The organism is Arthrobacter antibioticus (assembly GCF_030063205.1).
Classification (GTDB): Bacteria; Actinomycetota; Actinomycetes; order Actinomycetales; family Micrococcaceae; genus Specibacter.
In genome coordinates, this window is sequence record NZ_JASISQ010000007.1 from 25,512 (window position 1) to 48,494 (window position 22,983).

Genomic DNA, 22,983 nt, shown 5'->3' on the forward strand with positions numbered 1-22,983 from the left:
CAAACGCACTAAAACAAAGGAACACTCCATGTCTACTTCCACACCTTCGGCACTGAAACCGCACCTGCTCTCAGATGACCCGAATTGGTGGCGCCAAGCCGCTGTCTACCAGATCTATCCTCGAAGTTTTTATGATGCAAACGCTGATGGGCTCGGCGACATCAAGGGCATCACCGCCAAGGTCCCTTACCTGAAAGATCTAAATATAGATGCTGTCTGGTTAAGTCCGTTCTACCCGTCAGAGCTGGCTGATGGCGGCTACGACGTTGCCGACTACCGCAACGTTGACCCCCGGTTGGGCACGTTGGAGCACTTCGATCAGATGACAGCAGCTCTCCATGGCGCCGGCATAAAACTGATAGTGGACATTGTCCCCAACCACTCTTCAGACCAGCATGAATGGTTCCAAGAAGCACTGGCAGCGAAGAAAGGTTCCGCAGCCCGTGCCCGCTACATCTTCCGCGACGGCAAGGGGACCAACGGGGAACTACCACCCTCAGATTGGGTATCCGTCTTTGGGGGGCCCGCCTGGACCCAGGTTGCTGATGGCCAATGGTACTTACACTTGTTCGCCTCCGAGCAACCCGATTTCAACTGGGATAACCAGGAGATCCGTGCGGATTTCCTAACAACCCTTCGCTTTTGGTCAGACAGAGGTGTTGATGGTTTCCGCATTGATGTGGCACACGCCCTGATCAAGGACCTCTCCGAGCCGTTGCCGTCCCAAGCTCAGCTTTTGGAACTACAAGAGCTCCACAACGGGACTAATCCGCTGTGGGATCGGGACGGCGTCCACCAGATATATGCACAATGGCGTACTTTATTCAACGAGTACAACCCTCCCCGCACAGCCGTCGCTGAGGCGTGGGTGGATCACTCACGCCGAGCTCGCTATGCCTCCACTGAGGGCCTGGGCCAAGCTTTCAACTTCGACCTACTCTTGGCTAATTTTGATGCTGCTTCTTTTGCCTCGATTGTGACAACTAACTTGGCTGAGTCCGCCGCTACCGGCGCCTCTTCGACCTGGGTTTTTTCCAACCATGATGTTGTTCGTCATGCAACCCGTTACGGGCTGCCGCAACTCACCGGTACTGAAACAACTCAGGATGGCAAGGCTTGGGTCTTGGCTGGCGGAGCCGAGGATGAGCTGGACCGTGAACTTGGGCTGCGCCGGGCCAACGCCGCCACTCTCTTTATGTTGGCACTGCCAGGTTCCTCCTACCTATATCAGGGTGAGGAATTGGGCTTGCATGAAGTAGCTGACATCCCCGACGCCGATCGTCAAGACCCAGCTTTCTTCCGCAACACCGGTACCGAAAAGGGTCGCGACGGTTGCCGCGTTCCCCTGCCGTGGACCAGTTCAGGGGTGTCATTTGGCTTTGGTGAGGCACCAGCGCACCTGCCTCAGCCGGACTGGTTTGCTCAACACGCCGTAACCGCGCAAGACTCTGCGGCAGGTTCAACCTTGTCCTTGTACCGCGAGGCTTTGGCGCTGCGGCGGTCACTGCAAACAACCGAAGATCTAACCTGGATTACCAATGAGAACCCGGACGTGCTGCACTTTGCCCGTCCCAACGGTTGGAGCGTGGTGACCAACTTTGGCACTGCCGCCGTTGAACTTCCCACAGGAACTGTTGCCCTGAGCAGCGCTGCTCTTGACGATGGCAAGCTGCCAGCCAACGCCACCGTGTGGCTGGTCTAGTCCTTACTAGCTAATAACCCTGCGCTGCCGCCTGCCAAGAACTGGTGGGCGGCAGCGCACTTTCTCCGCCCAGAACTGCACCCCACAACGAACGGAACTTCCATGGATACAACTACGCGCAAGGACCTGCGGCTGGGCATTGATGTGGGCGGCACCGCCATCAAATATGGTGTGGTGGATACACACACGGGTAGTTTACTTGGCGATCTTGCACAGCTCCCCACCCCTTACCCGGCTACCCCGGACGCTGTTTGCGATGCCGTGCGAACGGTGGCCTCCACTGTTCAAAAGTGGGAGTTCGCCCCAACTCCACAGGCGGCCGTGGGAGTTGCTTTCCCTGCCATCATTCGTGCGGGAGTGGCATGTTCTGCTGCCAACATCAGCGATGAATGGATCGGCCAGGAAGTTGATGCTCTCTTGGGTCAGGCATTGAAGAGGCCAGTCAGCGTCCTTAACGACGCCGATGCAGCAGGCCTGGCAGAGAGTAGGCAAGGCGCAGGAGAGGGCCTAGGTGGAGTGGTTCTCATCTTGACATTGGGCACAGGCATTGGCTCGGCGCTGGTAGTCGATGGGGTACTTGTGCCGAACTTTGAGCTGGGTCACCTAGAGATCGACGGTAGTAAAGCAGAAGCAACCACCTCGGCAGTAGCACGCCAAAATGAAGGTCTGAGCTGGGAGCAATACTCGCGCAGGTTGCAACGTTATCTCTCACATGTAGAGTTCTTGTTCTCCCCAGATTTGATCATTATGGGTGGTGGAATTTCAGTGCGGCACGCTGAATTTCTCCCACAGCTACGTTTGACGACCCCCGTTCTGCCAGCAAAATTGCACAATACAGCTGGGGTTATTGGTGCCGCACTCAGCGTTGGGAGCGCGGCCTTAGACTACCGCGCTCACAACTAATGCTTCCCGCCGGAACTACCGCCCCCGAACCAACTACTGCGCCAGCAAGAAGTCCACGCTGCGTCGAACATCGGCCATTGGGCCTTCGCCTTCCGGGGCTTGGCTTAGAATCGCATCCTGTTCCAGGACGTACCAACCCTGATATTTGACGGCGACCAGCGCCGCCACGATCTCGGCAATGCGGCAATCACCTTGGCCCAGGGGAACAAACATACCCGCCGTCACACCTGCGGTGAATCCCAGTTCGCCGCGGCCCACCTGGCCGGCCAGTTCGGCGTTGACGTCCTTTAGATGGGCATGCCCCACCCGTGAGGCGTAATTGCGCACAAGTTCCAGCGGGTCAGTTCCGCCAATGAGCAAATGCCCGGTGTCTAAACAAATGTTGGCACCGGTATCATTGAGCAGCCGTTCTACGGCAGTGGCTGACTCGATCATGGTGCCCACGTGTGGGTGCAGTACGGCAGTAATTCCACGTTCGCCGGCCCGCCGAACAGCCTCATCTAAGTTGGCGCCAAGGGTTTTCCACTGGGCTGGCGTCAGTTCCTGCTTTGCATCATAAGAAACCGCGCCGCTATCGGCAGAAAGCACCAGAACCGTGGCACCACTTGCCTCGAACGCGTCAAGCTCGCGTTCAATAGCGGGCAGCGGATCGTTGCCTTCTTGGTGGAGTACGGAGGGAAAAAATCCACCAATGGCCCCAAGTCCGTAGCTTTGGAGCATCGCGGCTCGCGGGGCGGGTGCCACGGGCAAAAAGCCCAGGGGGCCAAACTCTGTGGCTTTTATCCCCAAATTTTGCATATCCGCTAGAACACGCTCGGGTGGGAGCTGGTAGCCCCAGTCTGCGGCCTCGCAGACACCCCAGGAAATGGGGGCTGCTGCGAGTTGGTTGGCAAGTGAAGAAGTCATGGTGTATTCCATTCCGGTTTAAAGTTTGACCCGGACAGGTACGCCGGTCTCTAGCGATTCTTGTGCCGCGTCCGCCACCTTGGAGGCGGCAACAGCATCTTCGGGCGTGCAGGGGTTTTGGCGCTGCCCAAGGATCAGTTCAACAAAGGCCACCAGCTCAGAACGGTAGGCTGGCTCGAATCTTTCGGCAAAAGTCAGGTGCGAGCCACCGGAGGGGAAATTCACACCTTGTTCAGCCGATCTCAAGGCTACTTTCTCATCCAAGCCCACCATGAGTGAGCCCTTGGAGCCTTGAATTTCAAGCCGAACATCGTGCCCCGCACCGTTGTAGCGCGTAGCGCAGACGGTTCCCACCGTTCCATCCTCGAAGGTTACAAGAGCCAACGCGGTGTCAACATCACCCACCTCGCCAATGGCCGGATCCCCGTTATTGGAGCCTCTGGCGTAGACCTCCACAATCTCCCGTCCGGTCAGCCAGCGCAGAATGTCGAAGTCATGGACGGAACAGTCGCGGAAGAGCCCTCCGGAAGTGGCCAAGAATTCAACCGGCGGCGGGGTCATATCACCGGTGACGGCTCGCAGGGAGTGGATCCAGCCCAGTTCCCCGGCATTGTAGGCACGTTTGGCTTCCAAGTACCCGGCATCAAAACGCCGTTGGTGACCAATCTGTACGGTGCCGTTGTGGGCTTTGATGTATTCAAGTACTGGGAGAGATTCGCTAACATTCACACCCACAGGTTTCTCGCAAAAAACCGGAATCCCCGCGTCAACACCGGCCTTGATCAGCTCGGGGTGAGTGGCTGTGCCGGTGGCGATGACAAGACCGTCAATGCCGGAGGCGATTAGCTCGGTCACAGTCAGGAAAAAGGTGGCCCCCAGACCCTGGGCTATACCGCGGGCATGCTCCACCGCAACGTCTGCCAAAGCGAGTTTGACGGTGACTCCCTGTGGGTTCAAGGCATGGTTCAGGGCAGCAATGTTATTGGCATGCATGACACCAATACGCCCTACACCAACCAAGCCGAGGGTTATCTCTTTCATGGGGCTCCTTTACCTCAGGGTGCTGACCAGCGGCCCTATAAGTCACTATGTTGGAACGCTCCAACATCTGCTTGCTAGACTAGAGGTTCACCGACACTGCGTCAATAGTTTGTACTAACAAACTGACAAACAACTTATAAAAGGGGTTCCATGAGCGGCACGCAGCGTGTTCGCGCGGCAACCATCATGGATGTTGCAGCACAGGCGGGTGTTTCCAAATCCGTTGTGTCATTGGTGCTGCGCGGCACTGGCTACGTCAGCGCGGCCAAGCGCACCGCCGTCGAACAGGCTGTTCTGGCACTGGGCTATAGGCCAAACGCCGCCGCCCGCGCGCTCAGTGAATCCCGTAGCCGCACGGTGGGCGTGGTGCTCAATGACATGCGAAACCCCTGGTTTGTCAGTGCGGTTGAGGGATTAAACGCCAAGCTCACGGAGCATGGCCTGCAGATGCTGATGGGCGATTTTAGTCTCGACAGCCGAAGCGGTGAATCCCTGCTGCGCAAGCTGCTGGAAATGAATATTGAAGCACTAGTGCTTGTTGGAACCATGCCTCCCAGCGCCTTGTTGGCAGCCGCTGCCTCTCAGGTTCCCACCGTGGTGCTGGGCGCACCCTCCGGGCCCGGCCCCAACGCCACTATTGTCACCAATGACGATCAGGCCGGCGCGCGGCTGGCCGTGGAGCACCTGATCTCCTTGGGGCACAAGAGTATTGCCCACGTTTCCGCACCCGGGACAGCTGTGGGGGCACAACGCAGAAGCGGCTATGTACAAGCCATGGAAACGGCCGGCCTGGGCGCCTTGGTCCAGCTTGCTGACGGCGGGCTTACGGAGGAGGAAGGTTACCGCGCAGGGGTGGAACTGCTGAACGGATCGCAGCGCCCCAGCGCTATCTTCGCGGTCAATGACATGGCCGCACTGGGGGTGCTCTCCGCCGCTGAGGAACGTGGCCTTGCCGTGCCGCAGGATCTGTCAGTGGCCGGCTATGACAATACGCCGCTAGCGGCATTACGTCGGATCAGTCTGACCTCAGTGGATAATTCCAGCCGCGAGGCTGGCCAGCGTGCCGCCGAACTGCTCTTGGCAAGACTGGTTCCGGGCGCCACCGCGCCGCCGAATGAGATGCTGCCCCCAGCCTTGGCGATCAGGGGCAGCACAGCCGCACCGTCCACAAGATATGGACACGACCAACCCTCTTAGCGGGCGCCTGCCCTGCCCGCCTCTGCCTGAACTTCTTCTACAACATCGCCATGGCCACCGAGCTGCTCAAGCTCGTGGGCCAACTCAGCCAGCTCGGCGCCGCCAGCCATTTGCGCCGTGAGTTCCTCGAGCGTGACATCCTGCTTTTCGTAGTAACCAATCGACTTTCCGCGCTTCAAGAGCAGGAAGCGGTCACCTACGGGATAAGCGTGGTGCGGATTGTGGGTGATGAAGATGACGCCAAGGCCGCGGTCGCGGGCCTGCAGGATGTAACGCAGCACCACCCCGGACTGCTTTACTCCCAGGGCCGCAGTGGGCTCATCAAGAATGAGGACCTTGGCTCCGAAATATACGGCGCGGGCAATCGCCACGCATTGGCGTTCACCACCTGAAAGCTGGCCGATCGGCTGCTCCACATCACGGAGTTCAATCCCCATCTGCGCCAGTTCCTTGAGCGTGATGTCCTTCATGCGCTGAACGTCCAGGCGCTTAAACGGGCCCTTCCCCGTAGTCAGCTCTGAACCAAGGAAGAAGTTGCGCCAGATCGGCATGAGTGAAACCACGGCAAGATCCTGATAAACCGCGGCAATTCCCGAGTTCAGGGCCTCGCGTGGGCTGGCGAGCTTCCGCTCCTGCCCCATGATCTTAAACGTACCCTCATCATGCTGGTGGAGGCCGGCAATAATCTTGATCAGCGTCGATTTTCCGGCACCGTTGTCGCCCAAAACGCACGTCACCCGGCCGTTATCCACGGCCATTGTGACATCCCGCAGCGCAATGATGTTCCCGTACCGCTTGCCCACTGATTCAAGGGAGAGCAGGTGGATCGGTGTGTGGGTCAGTGGATCGGGCTCACCCTGGAGCAGCGTTTGCTGGTCGATTTGTTTTGAGTTCATAATCTTCAGGCCCTTACTTGAGTTCTGCTCGGCGCTTGACGACCAGGTTGACGATGGTGGCGAGCAGCAACATCAGGCCCAAGAAGAACTTGAACCAGTCAGGGTTCCACTGCGCATAGATGATGCCCTTGTTTGCCATCCCGAAGATCAGGGCACCAATGGCCCCACCAACGGCGGAACCATAGCCGCCCGTGAGCAAACATCCGCCAATTACAGCGGCGATGATGTACAGGAATTCATTGCCAATGCCTTCACCGGACTGAACTGTGTCAAAGGCAAACAGGTTGTGCATGCCCAGGATCCAGCCGCAGAAGCCAACAGCCATGAACAGGCCAATCTTGGTTTTGGTCACTGGGACACCCACAGCACGGGCGGCCGCAGCATCTCCACCAACAGCAAAGATCCAGTTTCCCACCTTGGTGCGCAGCAAAACCCATGACGCGACAGCAACCAAGGCGATCCAAATGAAAATAGTATTTTTGATTTCTACCCCACCAATATGAATGGAGGAGGCGAAGATGGCTCGGGCGGAGGCGAAGCCGTCCATAGTGGCGATGGATGGCGATGACACCGAGCCACCGATCAGGCGCGTCAGGCCAAGGTTGAGCCCGGTGAGCATTAGAAACGTAGCCAGGGTGACAACAAAGCTGGGGAGCTTTGTCTTGATCAGGATCCAGCCGTTGATGAAGCCGATGGCCAAGGACACTACAAGAGCCAGCCCCACCCCAACCCAGACGTTGCTGCTGAAATACCAGCTAAAAAGCGAGGCAGTCAACGCCGAGCTGATAACAGCCACACCGGTTGAGAGATCAAATTCACCTCCTATCATCAACAGTGAGACACCCACCGCCATGATGCCGATGGTTGAGCTGCCGTACAGGACAGTCGAGATGGCGTTGGGCTGCAGGAAAGTTTCAGATACCAGGGAGAAGAAAATAAAGAGCACAATTGCTCCCACCAGCGCTCCCACCTCGGGGCGTCCAAGGAGTTTTCGTAGCGAATTGCGTGTCCCGACTCGTTCATCAACAAGTGGTGGTTTGAGAAGTGTTTGCGTCATGGTTGATCTCCTGTTGCGCTCGCTCCCGGGGCCTACCCGGGAGTGAGCTGGAAGCTGCTTAGCGAATACCCTGTTGGGCGAACTTAAGGACTTCGCTGGCGGCGTCCTTATCCACGATGCTTGGGCCTGTCAGAACGGGCTTTCCGCCGCCAATCCGGAATCCGCCACGCTTGGCGAGCCAGAGCGCATCAACTGCCCCGTAGCCCTGCAGCCACGGCTGCTGGTCAACAGTGAAGAGGATCTTAGAGTCAATGATTTGCTGGGCGAGCTCCTTGTTCATATCGAAAGAGGCTACTTTAACCTTGCTGTTGGCTGATTCCACAGCCTTGAGGATCGTCAAGGTGAAGGGTGCGCCAAGGCCGATCATGGCATCGGCGTCCGCGGTGGCCTGGAGCTTTGCTGTGACTGTGGAGGAAACCTGCGTCATGTCCGTTCCGGTGACGTACAAGTTTTCAGTTCCTGCAATCTTCTCCTTCACGCCCGCACAGCGAGCCTCCAGGCCTACGTTCCCCTGCTCGTGTATGACACAGATGGGGTGCGTCATCCCCAGTGATTTGAGTTTCTCGCCCACGGCCTCGCCGGCGATCTTCTCATTGGATCCGAAGTGCGTGAAGGCACCCAACTGTGCAGAGACGTCTTCGCCTGAGTTCAGGCTGACGATCGGAATACCCGCCTCCGTTGCCTTCTTCAGCGCGTCCTTAAGCGCGTCAGCTTTGGCGAGCGTAACGGCGATCCCGTCAACCTTCTGGTCCACAGCCTGCCCTATCAGCTGTGCCTGGCGGCCACCCTCGGGGTCTGAGGTGTAGAGCAGCTCAACGTTGTCTTTAGCCGCTGCCTCCTCGGCGCCTTTGCGCACAATGTCCCAGAAAGTATCGCCGGGACCGGCATGGGTAATGAGTGCAATCTTCAGGCGAGGCGTAGTAACGCCCTGCCCTTCACCGCCAGCCGCCTGCGTTTCTGCGGGCTTGCCGCCAGTACTCGAACAGCCACTCAATGCCAGCATCGGCGCCACGGCCGCCGCCAACAACGCCATCCGCCAAGAAACCTTCTTCACGATGAATCTCCTTTGATTATTAGCTGCACCCGGGGCACCGGTCTGCATGCCTTCCACACAGAGTATGGTGACTTGCCTCACCATCTGTCAATAGTTTGTCCTGACATGAAGACGTTTTAACTTAAATTTATTTTGCAGCAGACCATGGTGACCCGCCACACCCTGCTATAGTCGGGGCAATAGAGCTTCATGTCCTATCAAGCGAACATGAAACTAATATGCTCCGGATGGCCAACATTATTTGGCTCATCCCAGTGCCCAGGGAGATAACCGTGGCCAACCACTTGAACTTCACTATCGACCGATCCTCCCCCGTGCCCCTCTACTACCAGGTAGCTCAGGGCATCGAGGCTGCCATCTCCAGTGGCCTGCTTGTTCAGGGCAGCAAACTGGATAATGAAATTGATCTTGCCGCACGTCTCAATCTATCGCGGCCAACAATGCGTAAAGCGATGGATGAGCTTGTGCGTGCCGGACTACTTGTTCGCAAGCGTGGAGTAGGGACCCAGGTGGTGTCCAAGCAGGTACGCAGGCCGCTTGAGCTATCAAGCCTTTATGATGATCTAACCCTGCGGGGCTCCAAGCCCACCACGGATGTTCTCAGCTTTGCTCATGTTGAGGCGGATGCGGCCACCCTGCAGGCTTTGCAGCTTGCCCCTGGCGCACAGGTCTACCATTTCAGGCGCCTTCGCAAGGTTGATGGCAAGCCGTTGGCTCTCATGGAGAACTGGGTGCGCGATGACATCACGAGCATGGATGAGGCTTCTTTGAGCGCGGAGGGGCTCTATGCCATTCTGCGCAATGGCGGCGTGAATTTCCGCTTGGCCTCACAACGGATTGGTGCCATGATCGCCAATGATTACCAGGGACCGTTACTGGAGGCCGACGTCGGATCCGCCTTGGTGACCATGGAAAGAACCGCTGTGGATGACACCGGGCGCATGGTTGAGACCGGCCACCACGTGTACAGGGCGGATTCTTATAGTTTTGAAATGACATTGGTGCAACGCTGAAGTAAGGATGAAAACGTATGGTGAACTGGGTATACCCACGAGGCACAGCAGCACAAACCAACTGGGATGTTTCACTGGGAACAAGTGATTCCACTTTGCAGGTGGAGGACTGGAAACACACAGGGCTGAAGGTGGCAACGCTGGCTCCGAACGGCGCCGTGGTCCTCCCGCCCCACGCCGAAGAACGCATAGTCATACCGTTGAACGGATCCTTCAGTGTTGACGTTGGGGGAACCGTCCATGAACTTACTGGGCGCGCTAACGTTTTTAGTGGCCCCACTGATGTCCTCTACTCCGGCATCAACACCGCGCTCACCATCTCCTCCACAGACGGCGGACGAGTCGCTATTGCCACTGCCCCCGCCAAAACCAGCTACCCCACCCGTCTGGTCACGGCCGCAGAAATACCCGTTGAGCTGCGCGGGGCAGGCAACTGCTCACGCCAAGTCCACAACTTTGGGACGCCGGCCGCCTTGGAAGCAGATAGATTCATTGTGTGCGAGGTCATCACCCCTGCCGGCAACTGGTCCTCCTATCCGCCGCACAAACACGATGAAGAGAAAGATGGCGAAACCAGCCTCGAGGAGATTTACTACTTTGAGACTCAGGTAGCCGCTGGCTCGTCCGCCCCCGGCGGCACCGACGCGATCGGCTATCAGCGCGTCTATGCCTCAGATGAACGGCCCATCGACGTTGCCGCAGAAGTGCGCACAGGCGATGTTGTTCTGGTCCCGTACGGCTGGCACGGCCCCGCAATGGCCGCTCCCGGTTATGACATGTACTACCTCAATGTGATGGCCGGCCCAGGACCGCTGCGTGAGTGGCTTATCAGCGATGACCCACACCACGGATGGGTTCGCCAGAGCTGGGATGGACTGGACGTGGACCCGCGTTTGCCCTTCTCTCGCTGAAAGTTCCTGGCCCTTTCCACTAGTCGATAGAATTTCATGATGCTCCGCTCACTTCCCGTCCTCAGACCCGCCTTTCGATTCCCGGGCCGTACTGGCGCCAATGCACCACTGGCACTGGGTATTGACATTGGCGGCACCAAAGTTGCTGCCGGGGTAGTGGAGGTGAACGGGGTCATTCGCGAAGAGTTACGCAGTGAAACTCCCAGCAGGGATCCACGCGCTGTGGAACACGTGATTGCTGATCTTGTGCGCGAGCTTGGCTCCCGCCATGATGTGCAAAGTATTGGTATTGGTGCGGCAGGCTGGATGGACCTGGATGGTGGCACCGTCATGTTTAGTCCCCATCTGGCCTGGCGCAATGAACCTCTTCGGGAGAATTTACAGAGTCTGCTAAAACGCCCGGTGACTGTGATTAACGACGCCGATGCGGCTGGCTGGGCGGAATGGCGCTTTGGAGCTGGGCGCGGTCACAACCGGCTCGTGACTCTCACCTTGGGCACGGGCATTGGTGGCGCAATCCTCACTAACGGACGCGTGGAGCGTGGCAGTTATGGGATGGCAGGAGAATTTGGGCATCAGATCATCATGCCCGGCGGTCATCGCTGTGAATGTGGCAACCGCGGCTGCTGGGAACAGTACGCCTCCGGAAACGCCCTGGGCCGGGAAGCACGTGAACTCGCCAGCGCAGGGTCACCTGTGGCCAAGGAACTCTTGGCTGCCGTCAACGGCAAATCCAAGGACATCACTGGAGCACTTGTCACCGAGCTGGCGCTGGCAGGTGAGGCCACCTCCCGCGAACTCGTCCAAGAGGTGGGCGAATGGCTTGGACTAGGCATCGCCAATCTCTGCGCGGCCCTTGATCCGGAACTGTTTGTCATTGGCGGTGGGCTCGGTGCTGCCGGTGAACTGTTGCTGGGGCCAACTCGCCGTGCCTACTCCAAGAACCTCACCGGCAGGGGCTTTCGCCCTGAAGCGAAGATCCTTAGCGCCGTGCTCGGCTCACGCGCCGGATTGATTGGGGCAGCTGACCTGTCCAGGGTCCCCCGCACCAAGCCGCTGGCACGTCGCTTGGGGACCAAAGTCTGCGCCTAAGCCCGCAAACGGAAACTCACAGGCGCAGTCCCGCTACTTCCCGGCCACCACGGCGGACTTGAAAAGCGCCTCCAGCTCCTCTAGGGATTTGCCTCGTGTCTCGGGGACAACTCTTTTGACCCAGACGATCGCGCAGAGCTGCAACGCCACGAAGATGAAGAACGTGGCGGAGATACCAATCCCGGCAACCAGCTGTGGGAAGAAGAAGCCCACCAGGAAGTTGACCATCCACAGCACAAACACGCAGATGCCCATGGCTACCCCGCGCACGTGCAGCGGGAAGATCTCTGACATGGTCAGCCATGTGACGCAACCGATGAATGCCTGCATGAACGCCAGGAACGTGACCATGAAGAACAGCACCAGGAAGCCGCGGAACAGGCTTTCCGGGACCAGCAGGGACACCATGGCGATGGCGAACAGGGACGACGCCGTTCCGCTGAGTCCCAGCACAAGCATGAACTTGCGCGGCAGTCGGGTCATCAAATACATGCCGGCGATGACGGCCACAACCGAGGTGACGCCGTTGAGGACATTGGCGATCAGTGCACCTTGGTCGCCAAATCCGGATGAGGAAAGAATGGTGGTGCCGTAGTACATGATGGCGTTGATGCCGCTGATCTGGTTGATCACTGCCATGCCAAGGCCCACCACAAAGATCCGCCGAATCCAGGGCACGGAGAGGTCCTTGAAGGTTCCCAGCTTGGATTTATAGTCCTCGCGGGCTGCTTGCCGCACTTCCTCAAATTCGGCGTTGACCTCCGCCGGTTCACGAACCTTGCGCAGCACGTCCAGAACGGCGTTGAAGTTGCCACCAGCAGCCAGCCAGCGCGGACTCTCAGGCAGCACCAACATGCCAAACCATAGGATGACAGCTGGCAGGGTGGCAATGACAAGCATGTAACGCCAAATGTGGTCTGCGTCGGGGAACATATTGCCTAGCAGCGCGTTGAAGGTGAAGGCCAGGAACTGCCCGGTCACAATCATCAACTCGTTTTGTGTCACGATCCGCCCGCGCTGGGCCGCTGGCGACATTTCCGCCAGATACACCGGAACTATCACCGAGGCCCCGCCCACGGCCAGGCCCAAGACCGTGCGTGCCAGCACCAACAGCTCGGTGGAGGGTGCAATGGAACAACCGACCGTGGCAATCGTGAAGATGATGGCCAGGCCCATGATGGTTTTGCGTCTGCCAAAGTGGTCCGAGAGCCTGCCGGCGGTGATGGCACCAAAGGCGGCACCAAGCAGCAGCGTGGAAGTGACAAGCCCCTCCGTGAGAGGTGTTAGGCCCAGATCGCGCTGCATAAACGGCAGTGCCCCGTTGATGACGCCCGTGTCGTAGCCGAAGAGCAGCCCGCCAAAGGTGGAGAACAAGGCCACCTTGCTCATAAACTTTTTGGGGTTCGCGGGCTTGGTGGCCCTTGCGCTTGCGCCGGATTTTTCTGCCAGCAGTGACTTCATAGTGTGCCCGTTTCGTCGGTACGCACCACAAGGCCGGTGATAGGTGCGGGGGCCAAAACAATCTTCACGAAACTTCACTCCAATACATAAAAAATCTCTGGTCAAGCGCGCTTAGTTGTACAGTGCCTCTAGTTGTATAGGGCCCCTAGTTATACAGGGCGGGTTTTGCCGCCAGGACCACGGCGGTCTTCGCACCTGTCTTTTGGGCCGCAACCCCCGCTTCACAACAGGCAGCAGTGGCGTAGCCGTCCCAAGCTGACGGGCCACCGATCTCCCCCCGCAATGCAGCATCCACCCATGCCTGGATTTCGACGTCGTAAGCGGCACCGAAGCGCTCCTCAAATCCGGGAGTTACCGCACCGCCCCAGCGGCCCTGTGTCCGAATGTAGGGGCCGGCGTCGGAGCCAATGTTCACTATGCCTTCTTCGAAAGTGGCCTGGGTAGCTACCTCGTAACCAAACTTGGCGTTGACATAGATTTCCACATCGGCCAGCACACCGGACTCTGTTTCAAGGAGCACATGTTGGGGATCGTGCTGCCCGTTTGGTGCAGTCCGGGTGGCTTTGCCCATGCGCACCTGAACGGAGATGATTTCCTCGCCGGTGAAGTAGCGCACGGCGTCGAACTCATGGACAACGGAATCGTTGATCAACATTTCGTTGGTGAATCCAGGCGGGGTGTTGGGGTTGCGGTGCTGGTGGTGGAGCATGAGCAGCTCGCCCAGCTCACCGCCGCTGATGATCGAGCCCAGTGCAGCGTACTCAGCGTCGAAGCGGCGCATGAATCCCACCTGGATTCGTTGGTGACCATGAGCCACCTCGGCTTGCACAATGCGCCATGCACTCTCCGCATCGGGGGTCATTGGTTTTTCACAGAGGATGGGAAAATCCTTCGCCAACCCCTGGTAGAGGATGTCCTCATGCAGGAAACCGGGGGTGGCAATCAGGACCGCATTGACGTCGCCGTTGGCAAGGGCCTCCTCGGCGCTGGCCAACGCCACCGCTCCGGAGATGCCCGCAATGGCGGCCTCCGCTCGGGCCAAGTCAACGTCTACCACGGCAGCAACCTCTGCTCCGTGAATGCGGCTGTTCAGACGTTTGATGTGGTCCGCGCCCATGCGCCCGGCTCCAATGACAGCTACGCGAAGACTTTTAGTCATAGTGGTTCTACTTTCTGGGGTTCTCTTGGGGTTTCTTTGGGTTCTGCGATTGGTGCTGGGCGCTAAAGCGTGGACAGAACTAGTTAGAGGGGAAGTTGTATGAAGCCCCGGATGCGTGCTTGGGCTCGGGCCAGCGCGAGGTGACAACTTTTCCGCGAGTGTAGAAGGCCACACCTTCTTCCCCGTAGATGTGCTTGTCGCCAAAGAGGGAGTTCTTCCAGCCGCCGAAGGAGTGGTAGGCCACAGGTACGGGGACGGGTACGTTGATGCCGATCATGCCCACGTGGACACCGCGCTGGAATTTACGCGCGTTAGCTCCGGATGAGGTGAAGATGGCCGTGCCGTTGCCGTACGGGTTGGAGTTGATCAAGGCGATGCCTTCCTCCACTGTCTCCACGCGAACCACTGCCAAAACCGGGCCAAAGATCTCTTCGGTGTAGGCGCTCATGTCAGTGGTGACGTTATCAAGGACAGTGGGCCCAACCCAGTAGCCGTCCTCTTTGCCCTGCACGGTGAGTTCCCGGCCGTCCACCTTCAAAGCGGCGCCGTCGGAAGCTGCTTCGGTGACGATCTTAATGACGCGAGCCTTGGCCGCGGCGGTGATCACCGGGCCCATATCGGCGTCGGCCTGCGTGCCATCGGCCACCTTGATGGCCTTGGCACGATCGGAGACCTTAGCCACCAACGCATCGGCGGCGTCGCCTACTGCAACCGCCACGGAGATGGCCATGCAGCGTTCTCCGGCGGAGCCGAAAGCAGCGGTGGAGAGGTGGTCAGCGGCATTGTCCAGATCGGCGTCGGGCAGAATAATGGCGTGGTTCTTGGCACCGCCCAGTGCTTGGACGCGCTTGCCGTGTGCTGTGGCCGTTTCATGGACGTACTTGGCAATGGGAGTGGAGCCAACAAAGGAAATTGCATCAACGTCAGGATGAGTCAACAGGCCATCCACCGTTTCCTTGTCCCCGTGCAGCACCTGGAATACGCCGTCGGGCAGGCCAGCCTCGGTCCACAATTTGGCCAGCAGCATCGCGGCGGAGGGATCGCGCTCAGAGGGCTTGAGGATGAAGGCGTTCCCGGCAGCAATGGCGATGGGGCACATCCACAACGGCACCATGACGGGGAAGTTAAACGGTGTGATCCCGGCAACTACGCCCACAGACTGGCGGAAGGAGAACACGTCGATGCCCGTGGAGGCCTGATCGGAGTAGTCACCCTTAAGGAGCTGCGGGATACCGCAAGCGAACTCAATCACTTCAATGCCACGGCCAATCTCGCCCTTGGCATCAGAAAGAACCTTGCCGTGCTCGGCGGTGACTAGGGCGGCCAACTCGTCCACGTGCCCCGCAACCAGTTCGCGGAACTTGAACAACACAGCGGTGCGCTTTGCCAACGACGTCTCGCCCCAGGAATCGGCAGCCTTGCGGGCTGCGGCAACTGCTGCGTCAAGGTCCTCTTTGTTGGCTAGGCGCAGCTGTGCTCGTTCGGCACCGGTTGCAGGGTTGTAGACGGGCTGGGTCCGGCTACCTGATCCAACGGTTTCAGCGCCGTTGATGAAATGCATAATGGTCTCAGTCATGATGGAATCTTCCTTTGTTCAGCCGAGCAGGGGACGCTGGCGAGTCTTATGGTCGGTGTAAGTGGCGAAGGCTTCTTGGGTGGAGGCCAGCTCGGATAACGCCGAGACAGGAACGTCCCACCATGATTCGGAGGCGGGAGCGTCAAGCAAGGGGTCAGTCTCCACGTGGATCACAATGGGTCCACCGTTCTCCGGGGCTGCCTTGGCAGTGGCCACAGCGGCTTCAAGATCGGCAATAACGTTTTCTCCGGGTTCTATCCGGATCACCCTGACTCCGAGGCTTTCGGCGTTGGTGGCCAAGTCAATCGGCAGTCTCTCACCGTCGTCGAAGCTGTGCTGTTCCTTGTTCAGGGTGCGGTATTTGGTTCCGAAGCGTTGCGAACCCAGGGATTCAGAGAGTGCCCCGATGGAGGCATAGCCGTGGTTCTGTACCAGCACCACTATCAACTTGATCTTTTCAGCCACGGCCGTAACAAGCTCGGTGTGCATCATGAGATAGGAACCATCGCCCACCATCACCACAACGTCGCGGTCTTCCCCGGCTGCTAGGACTGCGCGTTTTACACCCAGTCCGCCGGGGATTTCGTAGCCCATGCAGGAATAGGCGTATTCCACGTGGTAGCCGAAGGGGTCCCGGACGCGCCACATCTTATGCAGGTCTCCGGGCAGTGAGCCGGCGGCGCACACCACTACATCACGAGCATCCATGGCCCTGTTGGTGGCGCCGATGATCTCATTTTGTGATGGCAACGGGGTGAATCGAGTGTCAAAGGACTCCTCAACAATGGAGTTCCAACGCCGTTTTTGTGCAGCTATGGTGCTCTCCAAGTCACCGCCTACACGGTATCCGCCCAAGGCTTCGGTCAGCTTGAGCAGAGCCTTGCGGGCATCGGCCACGATGGGTAGCGAGGTCCCGTGCTTGTAAGCATCAAGGGGTGCCACGTTAATGTTGATGAATTGCACGTCAGGGTTCTGGAACGCCGTGCGTGAGGCAGTGGTGAAGTCCTCGTAGCGCGTCCCAATCCCAATGATCAGGTCCGCGTTGGCAGCTAAGGCGTTGGCCGCCGTCGTACCTGTAGAACCAACCGCACCCACGGAGAACGGATAATCCCACGGCAGAACGCCAACCCCGGCCTGTGTGTTGCCAACGGGGATGCCTGTGAGCTCTGCAAAGGCGGCAAGTTGCTCATGGGCAAAGGCGTAGAGAACGCCTCCCCCGGCGATGATCATGGGTGCTTTGGCGCCGCGGATTGCCGCGGCGGCGCGGCTAATGTCAGTGTCTTCAGGCTCGGGGCGGCGGATGCGCCACTCGCGTTCGGCCAGAAATTCCTCCGGGACATCGAACGCCTCGGCTTGGACATCCTGTGGCAGCGAGATGGTGACGGCACCGGTGTCGGCAGGATCAGTGAGCACGCGCAGGCCGCTGTACATGGCGGAGAAGAGCTGTTCTGGCCGGGACACCCTGTCAAAGAAGCGTGACAGCGGCCGGAACGCGTCATTGACGGTGATGTCATAGGCATCCGGACGTTCCAGCTGTTGCAGTACGGGGTCGCTAACGCGCGTTGCGAACGTGTCACTGGGCAGCAGCAGCACCGGCAGCCGGTTGGTGGTGGCCAGCGCTGCACCCGTGAGCAGGTTAGTTGAACCCGGCCCCACCGAAGTGCTGATGGCGAACGTTTGGCGGCGGCGCGTATGCCGGGCATAACCCACCGATTGGTGCGCTTGAGCCTGCTCATTACGGCCCTGGTAGTAGGGCATCAATGTTGGATCAGAGACCTGAAACTGCTTCAGCGCCTGGCCCACACCGGCCACGTTTCCGTGCCCAAAAATGCCAAACATGCCGGGAATCAGGCGTTCGCGGTACTCCTGGCCACCAATGTTATCGATGGTGTATTGCTTGCCAAGGAATTCCACCACGGCCTGGGCAACGGTCATTCTTCGTGTAGCCATGAATTACTCCGATACTTCTACAGTGGTGCGGTTCAACAATGACGCGGCCGTGGCAACTGCGCCGGCAACGTCACCGTTCTTCGGGTAGAGCAAGGTGCGGCCCACGGTGAGACCCTGCACGCCGGGCAAGGCTAGAGCTTCCTGCCAGCTGGCAAAGACTTCCTCTGGGGAACCGTGGGGATCACCGCCTAAGAGCACAGTGGGGAGGGTGGTGGCGGCGAGCACGCGCTCCATCTCCTGCACCACAGGTAGTTTCATCCAGGTGTACGCGCTGCTTGCACCCAAGCCTTGGGCGATGGCGACGGATTTTATGACGGCATCGGTGGAGAGATCATTGCGGACCATACCGTTGGCACGCACCGAGAGGAACGGTTCCACCATGGCAATCAACTGATGTGCAGCTAGCGAATCAATGGTCTTGGCGGTGGCTTCGAGTATGGAGACCGTGTCCGGATCCTCCAAGCAGATGCGGGTGAGCATTTTGCCGCCGTCGGCCCCTAGCTCAGCTAGTGCGGCCGCGGTGTGCCCGGTGAAGCGGTCATCGATCTCATTGACCAGCCCGGCTAATCCGCCACGGTTCATCGAACCAAAAACGAGTTTTCCCTCCAGTGCACCCAGCAACAGCAAGTCATCCATGACATCCGGGGATGCCAGAACACCGTCCACCGCGGGGTTTGCCAGGGCGATCTGCAACCGGTCCAAGAGGCTGCGGCGGTCTGCCATCGCTACCGGGTCCGTGCCAACGGCCAAGGCGCCGCGGGCTGGGTGATCGGCGGCAACAATAAAGTTCTGGTGGCCGTATCTCACGCCGGGATGGCGTTGGCGGGCCGTGGCCGCACGCCTAATAGCTGCCGGGTCTTCGAGCCGGATGGCCGTCAGATGTTCGTAGCGGCGCGGGTCTAAGGTATCCATCACTGCATTGCCTCTTCTGGGATGGGACGGCCACGTTCGGCCAGCAATGCTGTGACTTCGGCTGGAGTGGGCATGGCATCGGCACAGGAGAGCCTGGCGGCAACAATTGCCCCGGCTGCGTTGGCGTAGTCAAGTACTACAGTGAGCGGCCAGCCGGAAAGAAGCCCGTGGCAGAACGCACCGCCAAAGGAATCCCCGGCACCCAGACCATTGACAGTATCCACCCGAACAGGTGCCGAGACTACACGCTCGGTGCGGGTCTTTGCCATCACCCCTTCCGGCCCCAATTTCACCACAGCAATTTCAACGCCGGCGGCTAGTAACCGGTCGGCTTGTTCATCGGCAGTGCCCTCCCCCACTGCTACAGCGCACTCCTTGTCATTGCCTATTGCTACCGTGACATGGGGCAGAATCTTTGCCACTTGTGCACGGGCCGCGTCTTCGGATTCCCAGAACATGGGCCGGTAGTCCAGGTCCAAAATGGTGAACTGTCCTTCTGTCAGCTCGCTCCGGTCCCGCGCCAGGTGGGCGGCAATATGAGCGGAAGCGCTGGGCTCCTGACTCAGACCGGTGACGGTTGACCAGAAAATTCCGGCTTTGCGAATGGCGTTCAGATCCAGTTCATCGGCTTGGATCTGCAGATCCGGAGCCGTTGGAAACCGGCCGTAAAAGTAGAGCGGAAAGTCTTCCGGGGGTTTGATGGCGCAGAACGTGACAGGCGTTTGTAGGGTCTGCACGGCCGTGACGAAGCTGTCGTCAACGTTGAACTTACGCAGTTCGCGGTGCAGGTAGTTACCGAAGGAGTCATCGCCTGTTCGGGTGATGATTCCGGCCTGGCGTCCGTGCCGAGCGGCGGCTACGGCAACGTTGGATGGTGAGCCGCCCAAGTACTTGCCGAAGGATGTGACATCCTCCAGATCCGCCCCGACATCGTTGGGATAAATGTCTACGCTAATACGCCCGATGGTGAGCACTTCGTGGATCACGATGATCGTGGACCTTTCTTTTGCTTGAACTCTTACCTTGAACTCTTACCTCAGTACGGTCCATGTACCGGCGCCGGGCTGGTCTGCTCCTGTGAGCGGAACCACAACCACTATTTTGCACCAATTTTCATGTCACGTCAAAGGTTTGTACTGACATACTTACATTGAGAAGTTGATTGCCATGGTTCACCGCCCCACAGGCCCTGCAACAGCGTGGATTTTTGCGTTTGAGCACCCGCTCAATGACACTTATTTTTTTGGAACGGCGAGCTCCCCGGTCACATATTGGGCTCTACCAAAGCCGAAGGACCAGTCACTGGCGGTGTTTTCAACATAGCCCAGGAAAACATCCTCACCAGCAATGCCCAGAGCCTGAAGGCGGCTCGCAACAGCCGCGAACAGCGACTGCTTATCACCCTGACTCCGCCCACCCTGAGTGAAGATCTGAATCATGACAACATCCGGGGTGCGTTCAAAGCCGAGCCCGGCGTCTTGAGCAATGATCTGACCTTGGGGGTGCTCGGTGAGAATGTGGAAGTAGTCACGCTCAGGGATTTTGTATTCGACAACAATGGCACTGTGAATACCCTGACTCAGTGCCCGCAACTGCTCGGGCGTACGGCCTTGAATAACATCAACGCGGACGAGTGGCATCAGCTTCTCCTAAATAGTTTGTCCTGACATACTAACAAACTATGGAAGTTGTATGCAAAATTGACCCGCTCGAACATCTCGGATGCATCGTTTAGCTGACCACCGGCATCCTGTGCTCAAAGTGGGAATGCGTGGCAGACATCACTTGCATTCTTACTTTATTCAACGTATAAAGTAAGTATGTTACTTAAATCACAGCGCGCGGCTCCCACAGGACGAAATGCCCTGCGTCGGATCCGCGTCGGGGCAATCTTCAGCACCTTGCTGTCGTCCGGCCCCTTGGCTAGGACCGATTTGGCGCAATTGACCGGCTACAGCCCCTCAGCTGTGACAGGTATTGTGCAGGATCTAAGTGACGCCGGTTATCTGAGAGAACTCGGCCAGCAGGAATCCACAGGAGGGCGCCGCCGGACCCTGTTTGAGCTCAACCGCTCCTCAGTGACTGTCGCCGTAGTTGGATTCTCCGCCTCGAAGGTGTGGTGCTCACTAGTTGATCTGGATGGTTTTCGACTGGATTTCCAGGAGCATGACTTTGATCCGTCGCACCCAGTGGAAAGTATTGCCGAAACGGTCACTGCCGTGCACGGACGGGCTCAAATTCGCCCTGTTCACATCGTCATTGCTCTACCCGGTGTGGTGACCAACGACGGTTCCCTGGCATTGGCCCCCGCGTTTGGCCCTATGGCCCATCTTCGGCTAGCGGAAGAGCTTGAGGCGAATACGGGTCTGCCCACAACCGTAGAAAACGATGTCAACCTGATCGCTTTGGGGGAACGCTGCTCGGGTGCCGGAAACGGCGTAGATGACCTGGTGTTAATCCACGTGGATGACGGTATCGGCGCAACCATCATTACTGGTGGCGAGGTTCTAGAAGGGGCCAGCCGCTCAGCGGGGGAAATTGGCTTCCTGCCACAGAGCCTGCAAGCCAAGCCCCAAGGGGAACACGGCGACTATGAAACCCGCTGGAACGCACAAGGAATCCAAAAATTGGGCGCCCAGAACTCTCTCAGTTTGCGCACCGATGACGTCATTGGATCCCTGTGCCAATCTGTTGCACCACAAGCCGGTGAGCTACTAACTGAAGTCCTCCAAGCCTGGGCCTTTGCCGCCATCGTGTGCATATGCATCGTCAACCCCTCTCGTGTCATCTTTTCTGGACATGCGGTGCATCTGGACGAAAGCGCTCGGGCCGAACTGCGTGAAATGGTGCAACGATCTGCTCCTTCCTACACCGACGTGGTCTTCGCGGAACTGGGAAGCACCGGGATCCTCCACGGTGCTATCGCCAAAGTTCTGAAAGCACCCGAAAAGCTGTTTACCGAAGCTGCAAGCTAATTGGAACACCCTCATTTTTCATTTTCAAACAACTACCTGACAAAAAATCACTAGGAGATATCAATGACGAAAAATCCACTGCGATTCATGTTGCTTGCTGGCGGGCTCGCACTTAGCCTCGGTATGACAGGCTGCGGACTCGACTCGAACGCGGGTTCCGGCGAGGATGATGGGTCCAAAGAATCAGGCTCACTTACTATTTACACCGCCCGGGATAAAGGCCTGGCCACGGAAGTTGTGGCAGATTTCGAAAAAGCTAACCCAGAATACGCCGGCAAAGTACAGCTACTGACCTTGGGTGCTCAGGAAGCCCTAGAGCGTGTCAAGGCTGAGAAAGCAAACCCGCAAGGCGATATCTGGTGGGGTGGAACACAGCAGCAAATGCAGCAGGGCGCCACCGAAGGCGTCTTCTCCCCCGCACCTAAGGACGTCATCGACGCAGTGCCCGCCGCGCAGCGTGACGCCGACGGTCTCTGGGTCGGTGAAATGAAACTTGCTGAAGTTATTTTCTACAACCATGACATGATGACCGCCGAGCAGGCACCGAAGGACTGGGACGATCTGATCGCCCCAGAAATGAAGGACAAAATCGCTATCCGCGACGTTCTCGCCTCAGGTACTATGCGCAGCATTTATGCATCCATGATCGACCGAAAGTATGATTCCGCTGGAAGCGCGGAAGCTGGTTATGACTGGCTGCGCAAGCTAGACGCCAATACTAAAGTCTACGCCGCCAACCCTACCGACCTGTACTTGCGAATCACTCGTCAGGAGGCCGCGGCGACGGCTTGGAATCTTCAGGACGTCATGTTGCAGATCGAAAAGCAGAAGGCTCCCTTCACCCCAGTGGTGCCCACTTCCGGTGCTCCGATGCTGATTGACGGCGTTGCCAAGATCAAGGACGGCCCTTCTTCAGCTGGCGCGGATGCGTTCCTTTCTTTCTTGGTTGGCCAGGAGGAGCAGAGCAAGCTTGCCGAGAAGTACTTCCAAATCCCGACGATCTCTTTGGCATCTGAGCCCTCATGGTTGGCTGACCTGGACCTGAAGGAAATGGATGTGAACTGGGAGCGAGTGAACAAGAACGAGCCCGAGTGGAGCAAATACTGGGCGGAAAACATCAAGAACCAAGGCTAATACCACTAGCGCTAAGGGGCGGGCCATCACAGCCCGCCCCTGTC

20 protein-coding genes are annotated in these 22,983 nt (G+C 58.3%); 8 read left to right on the forward strand and 12 right to left on the reverse strand.

Features of this window, described 5'->3' with window-relative positions:
- The first annotated feature begins 28 nt into the window (after positions 1-28).
- Together QMG40_RS13920 and ppgK are read left to right on the forward strand one after the other, a co-directional pair.
- The gene (locus QMG40_RS13920; protein WP_283531701.1) at positions 29-1,702 is read left to right on the forward strand and encodes a glycoside hydrolase family 13 protein; all 1,674 of its coding nucleotides are present in this window, start codon (positions 29-31) and stop codon (positions 1,700-1,702) included.
- Between the two features lie 102 nt (positions 1,703-1,804).
- Positions 1,805-2,605 carry a polyphosphate--glucose phosphotransferase gene (gene ppgK, locus QMG40_RS13925; RefSeq protein ID WP_283531702.1) on the forward strand — a complete coding sequence of 267 codons (801 nt, stop codon included), beginning with the start codon at positions 1,805-1,807 and terminating at the stop codon, positions 2,603-2,605.
- A gap of 33 nt (positions 2,606-2,638) precedes the next feature.
- On the opposite strand, the gene QMG40_RS13930 is transcribed toward ppgK, so the two are convergent.
- Together QMG40_RS13930 and QMG40_RS13935 are read right to left on the reverse strand one after the other, a co-directional pair.
- The gene (locus tag QMG40_RS13930; protein WP_283531703.1) at positions 2,639-3,511 is read right to left on the reverse strand and encodes a sugar phosphate isomerase/epimerase family protein; all 873 of its coding nucleotides are present in this window, start codon (positions 3,509-3,511) and stop codon (positions 2,639-2,641) included.
- Positions 3,512-3,529: 18 nt separating this feature from the next.
- Positions 3,530-4,552 carry a Gfo/Idh/MocA family protein gene (locus QMG40_RS13935; protein WP_283531704.1) on the reverse strand — a complete coding sequence of 341 codons (1,023 nt, stop codon included), beginning with the start codon at positions 4,550-4,552 and terminating at the stop codon, positions 3,530-3,532.
- Between the two features lie 150 nt (positions 4,553-4,702).
- Here QMG40_RS13935 and QMG40_RS13940 point away from each other — a divergent pair, with 150 nt between their 5' ends.
- Positions 4,703-5,749 (forward strand): LacI family DNA-binding transcriptional regulator, encoded by a 1,047-nt coding sequence (locus QMG40_RS13940; protein ID WP_283531705.1) that lies wholly within the window; start codon positions 4,703-4,705, stop codon positions 5,747-5,749.
- Here the strand turns inward: QMG40_RS13940 and QMG40_RS13945 are convergent.
- The 3 genes from QMG40_RS13945 to QMG40_RS13955 are packed head-to-tail and all read right to left on the reverse strand — an operon-like array spanning position 5,746 to position 8,756.
- Positions 5,746-6,645, reverse strand: coding sequence for an ATP-binding cassette domain-containing protein (locus QMG40_RS13945; protein WP_283531706.1), 900 nt, complete (start codon positions 6,643-6,645; stop codon positions 5,746-5,748). The two genes, QMG40_RS13940 and QMG40_RS13945, sit on opposite strands and share 4 nt — an antisense overlap.
- A gap of 13 nt (positions 6,646-6,658) precedes the next feature.
- Positions 6,659-7,702 carry an ABC transporter permease gene (locus tag QMG40_RS13950; RefSeq protein ID WP_283531707.1) on the reverse strand — a complete coding sequence of 348 codons (1,044 nt, stop codon included), beginning with the start codon at positions 7,700-7,702 and terminating at the stop codon, positions 6,659-6,661.
- 58 nt (positions 7,703-7,760) lie between these two features.
- Complete coding sequence (locus QMG40_RS13955) at positions 7,761-8,756, reverse strand: substrate-binding domain-containing protein (protein ID WP_283531708.1); 996 nt, start codon at positions 8,754-8,756, stop codon at positions 7,761-7,763.
- 272 nt (positions 8,757-9,028) lie between these two features.
- Between QMG40_RS13955 and QMG40_RS13960 the strand changes: the two genes are divergently transcribed.
- From QMG40_RS13960 to QMG40_RS13970, 3 genes are read left to right on the forward strand one after another with little or no spacing between them, the layout of a single operon-like run.
- Positions 9,029-9,769, forward strand: a complete 741-nt coding sequence (locus QMG40_RS13960) for a GntR family transcriptional regulator (RefSeq protein WP_283531845.1) — start codon at positions 9,029-9,031, stop codon at positions 9,767-9,769.
- A gap of 17 nt (positions 9,770-9,786) precedes the next feature.
- Positions 9,787-10,680 carry a 5-deoxy-glucuronate isomerase gene (iolB, locus tag QMG40_RS13965; RefSeq protein ID WP_283531709.1) on the forward strand — a complete coding sequence of 298 codons (894 nt, stop codon included), beginning with the start codon at positions 9,787-9,789 and terminating at the stop codon, positions 10,678-10,680.
- A 39-nt stretch (positions 10,681-10,719) separates the two neighbouring features.
- Positions 10,720-11,772, forward strand: coding sequence for an ROK family glucokinase (locus QMG40_RS13970; RefSeq protein WP_283531710.1), 1,053 nt, complete (start codon positions 10,720-10,722; stop codon positions 11,770-11,772).
- Between the two features lie 33 nt (positions 11,773-11,805).
- On the opposite strand, the gene QMG40_RS13975 is transcribed toward QMG40_RS13970, so the two are convergent.
- From QMG40_RS13975 to QMG40_RS14005, 7 genes are all read right to left on the reverse strand, one after another.
- Positions 11,806-13,233: a sugar porter family MFS transporter gene (locus tag QMG40_RS13975; protein WP_283531711.1), complete on the reverse strand. Its 1,428-nt coding sequence runs from the start codon at positions 13,231-13,233 to the stop codon at positions 11,806-11,808.
- Positions 13,234-13,378: 145 nt separating this feature from the next.
- Entirely contained in the window at positions 13,379-14,392 is a 1,014-nt protein-coding gene (locus tag QMG40_RS13980; RefSeq protein WP_283531713.1) for a Gfo/Idh/MocA family protein, read from the reverse strand.
- Positions 14,393-14,471: 79 nt separating this feature from the next.
- A complete protein-coding gene (locus QMG40_RS13985; RefSeq protein WP_283531714.1) occupies positions 14,472-15,968 on the reverse strand; it encodes a CoA-acylating methylmalonate-semialdehyde dehydrogenase in 1,497 nt (498 codons plus the stop codon).
- A gap of 18 nt (positions 15,969-15,986) precedes the next feature.
- Positions 15,987-17,903, reverse strand: a complete 1,917-nt coding sequence (gene iolD, locus QMG40_RS13990; protein ID WP_283531846.1) for a 3D-(3,5/4)-trihydroxycyclohexane-1,2-dione acylhydrolase (decyclizing) — start codon at positions 17,901-17,903, stop codon at positions 15,987-15,989.
- A gap of 18 nt (positions 17,904-17,921) precedes the next feature.
- Positions 17,922-18,830: a Cgl0159 family (beta/alpha)8-fold protein gene (locus QMG40_RS13995; RefSeq protein WP_283531715.1), complete on the reverse strand. Its 909-nt coding sequence runs from the start codon at positions 18,828-18,830 to the stop codon at positions 17,922-17,924.
- The gene (iolC, locus tag QMG40_RS14000; protein ID WP_283531716.1) at positions 18,830-19,816 is read right to left on the reverse strand and encodes a 5-dehydro-2-deoxygluconokinase; all 987 of its coding nucleotides are present in this window, start codon (positions 19,814-19,816) and stop codon (positions 18,830-18,832) included. Before iolC ends, QMG40_RS13995 begins: the two co-directional genes overlap by 1 nt.
- A 249-nt stretch (positions 19,817-20,065) precedes the next feature.
- Entirely contained in the window at positions 20,066-20,470 is a 405-nt protein-coding gene (locus tag QMG40_RS14005) for a tautomerase family protein (protein ID WP_283531717.1), read from the reverse strand.
- A 180-nt stretch (positions 20,471-20,650) separates the two neighbouring features.
- Between QMG40_RS14005 and QMG40_RS14010 the strand changes: the two genes are divergently transcribed.
- The gene (locus QMG40_RS14010; RefSeq protein WP_283531718.1) at positions 20,651-21,805 is read left to right on the forward strand and encodes an ROK family transcriptional regulator; all 1,155 of its coding nucleotides are present in this window, start codon (positions 20,651-20,653) and stop codon (positions 21,803-21,805) included.
- A 63-nt stretch (positions 21,806-21,868) separates the two neighbouring features.
- Positions 21,869-22,939: an extracellular solute-binding protein gene (locus QMG40_RS14015; RefSeq protein ID WP_283531719.1), complete on the forward strand. Its 1,071-nt coding sequence runs from the start codon at positions 21,869-21,871 to the stop codon at positions 22,937-22,939.
- Positions 22,940-22,983: the final 44 nt, after the last annotated feature.